The organism is Micromonospora sp. M51 (assembly GCF_018070305.1).
In the GTDB taxonomy this organism is placed as follows: Bacteria; Actinomycetota; Actinomycetes; order Mycobacteriales; family Micromonosporaceae; genus Micromonospora; species Micromonospora parva.
On record NZ_JAGPXZ010001040.1, the window covers coordinates 1 to 1659 of the forward strand.

Here is a 1659-nt window from a genome sequence, read left to right on the forward strand (position 1 = left end):
CCCCTGATCTGGACCGGTTGTTGACGCCCGGCGCCCGCTTCACCGACGAGCACGGCGGATACCTGATCGAGGTTCAGCCGGTGGGCGACATCGTGTTGCCGACCGGCCGCGTGGTCGGGTGTGACCCGCTGGTCTGCCCGGAGGCGGAGCCGTTCACGGTGACCGTGCCCCCGGGGCGGTATCCCGCCCGCGCCTGGGTGGCGGTGGTGCTCCGGGAGGACGCCGAGGTGGACCGACGGGTTGCCGCGCTGGAGCTGGTCGTCTCCGCCGAGCCGACGGTCCGCTGGGAGCCGGCCGTCGCGGGTGACCAGGACGTCGCCACGCTCGGTGCCGACGACTACTTCGGGTACGGGGTGGACGCCGGCGTCGGCACCTTCGCCGACCCGAGCGCGCTCGCCGTCCTGGAGGGTTGGGACTCCGATCGGGTCGAGGAGGTCTTCATCCCCGCCGAGCTGCCCTCGTCCCCGGTCCCGGGGCTGATCAGTGCCGTGGTGGACGAGGTCAGCGGTGCGAACGTGGTCACCGTGGCGAGCGGTTGGGGTGACGGCTGCTACGGCACCTGGATCGGTCGGGCCGCCGATGGCCGGGTCACCTCGTTCGTGACCGACTTCATGGTCGTCCCGGAATAGTCGCCCGAGAACGCCCCGGAACTGTCGCGCTGGGCGATCCGGGGCGTCCGCGGCGGGCACGGTAGGCCGCGGTGCGGGTACCGTGTGCGTCGGCTTTCCCCCCGGCACCGGGTGTGCCGGCCACACTTCGCAGCAGGGAGTCGACGACGTGAGCGAGCGGACGCAGCAGAACCGGTCGGCGGGCCAGGACCAGAGCCCGGCCACCAAGTCGGGGCGCCGCCTGGCCGCCCAGTTGGCGGCGAAGAAGGCCGCCGACGCGAGGCGGACGCGCAACGCGTGGGCCAGCGGCCTCGCCGCCGTCGCCGTGGTCGGGGTGCTGATCGGCGTCTTCGTGACGATCGGCGGTGGCGACGACAAGCCCAAGAACTCGGCCGACTCCACCCCGTCCGCCTCCGCCCCGGCCGCCGACGAGGCCGGCGCGCCTCCCGCGCCGCAGCTGCCCGAGGGCGCCGATCCCGCGCTGGGCAGCAAGCCGACGGTGACGCCGGGCACCGGTGAGCTCAAGAAGCTCGTCGTCACGCCGCTGATCAAGGGCACCGGGCCGGCCGTGCAGAAGGGCCAGAACATCACCACCAACTACGTGGGGGTGTTCTACAAGGACGGCAAGGAGTTCGACTCCTCCTGGAAGGCCGGCCAGCCGGCCACCTTCCCGATCGGCGTCGGCCAGGTGATCCCGGGCTGGGACCAGGGCCTGGTCGGGGTGACGGTGGGCAGCCGGGTGCAGCTCGACAGTCCGGGCGAGCTGGCGTACGGCAACGACGAGGCCGCCGCCGGTGGACGTCCGACCGGTCCGCTGCGCTTCGTGGTGGACGTGCTCGCCGCCCAGTGACCTGCCCGGATCGTCCCGGTTGTCGCCGGGACGCGATGGGGTTGTTCACATGGGGCTTCCGGCCCGTCACCCAGCGGCAGTAGGTTCGGCGTCACCCCGGGCGGTTCGCCGCCCGGGGTGCCCCAGCTGGAACCGGACGCGGAGGGGCATGTGACGGCGGTGGACGAGCCTGGGCGGACCGCCCGGTCGTTGAGGGCGGAC

Annotated in this window: 2 protein-coding genes; both read left to right on the top strand. The window is 73.2% G+C overall.

The window, feature by feature from the left end:
* A partial coding sequence (locus tag KBX53_RS32235; RefSeq protein WP_210863611.1) for a DUF4241 domain-containing protein occupies positions 1 to 629 on the top strand: 629 nt, incomplete at its 5' end.
* Positions 630 to 777: 148 nt separating this feature from the next.
* On the top strand, positions 778 to 1458 hold the full coding sequence (locus KBX53_RS32240) for an FKBP-type peptidyl-prolyl cis-trans isomerase (protein ID WP_309140906.1): 681 nt from the start codon (positions 778 to 780) through the stop codon (positions 1456 to 1458).
* Positions 1459 to 1659: the final 201 nt, after the last annotated feature.